Source organism: Streptomyces yokosukanensis (assembly GCF_001514035.1).
In the GTDB taxonomy this organism is placed as follows: Bacteria; Actinomycetota; Actinomycetes; order Streptomycetales; family Streptomycetaceae; genus Streptomyces; species Streptomyces yokosukanensis.
In genome coordinates, this window is sequence record NZ_KQ948267.1 from 3,898 (window position 1) to 4,967 (window position 1,070).

General features: G+C 71.1%; 1 protein-coding gene. It reads left to right on the plus strand.

Annotated elements, in window-relative coordinates; genetic code table 11:
* The coding region (locus tag AQI95_RS43975) for a beta-ketoacyl synthase N-terminal-like domain-containing protein (RefSeq protein WP_167362013.1) at nucleotides 1-1,070 on the plus strand (1,070 nt) is incomplete at both ends.

Genomic DNA, 1,070 nt, shown 5'->3' on the forward strand with positions numbered 1-1,070 from the left:
CGAGTTCCCGGTCGATCGCGGCTGGGACCTGGAACGGCTCTACAGCCAGGACCCCGACCAGCAGGGCACCTTCTACGCCCGCGAGGGCGGCTTCCTCTACGACGTCGCCGACTTCGACGCGGACTTCTTCGGGATTTCCCCGCGTGAGGCCCTTGCCATGGACCCCCAGCAGCGCCTGCTGCTGGAGACCACCTGGGAGACCTTCGAGCGAGCCGGAATCGACCCGTCGTCCCTGCGCGGCAGCCAGGCCGGTGTCTTCGTCGGTACCAACGGCCAGGACTACGGGGCGACCTTCCAGGCAGTTCCCGACGGCATCGAGGGCTTCCTCGGTACGGGCAACGCAGCGAGCGTGGTCTCTGGCCGGCTCTCGTACGCCTTCGGCCTCGAGGGTCCGGCCGTGACCGTCGACACCGCCTGCTCCGCCTCCCTCGTCGCCCTGCATCTGGCCGTTCAGGCGCTGCGCCAGGGCGAGTGCTCCATGGCACTGGCCGGCGGCGTAACCGTGATGTCGTCGCCGGGCGCCTACATCGACTTCAGCCGTCAGCGCGGCCTGGCGGAGGACGGTCGGATCAAGGCCTTCGCCGCGTCGGCGGACGGTACGGGCTGGGGTGAGGGTGTCGGCATGCTGCTCGTGGAGCGGCTCTCCGACGCCCGCCGCAACGGGCACCCCGTGCTCGCCGTGGTGCGGGGTTCGGCGATCAACCAGGACGGTGCCAGCAATGGTCTGACTGCCCCGAACGGCCCCTCCCAGCAGCGGGTGATCCGCGCCGCCCTCGCGAGCGCAGGCCTCTCCGGCGGGGACGTCGACGCGGTCGAGGCGCACGGCACCGGTACGCGGCTCGGTGACCCCATCGAGGCGCAGGCCCTGATGGCCACGTACGGCCAGGAGCGGGCGGCCGAGCGCCCGCTGCTGTTGGGTTCGGTGAAGTCGAACATCGGTCACACGCAGGCCGCCGCCGGCGTTGCCGGTGTGATCAAGATGGTGCTGGCCATGCAGCAGGGGCTGCTCCCCCAGACCCTGCACGTCGACGAGCCCACCCCGCACGTCGACTGGTCCGCGGGTGAGGTCG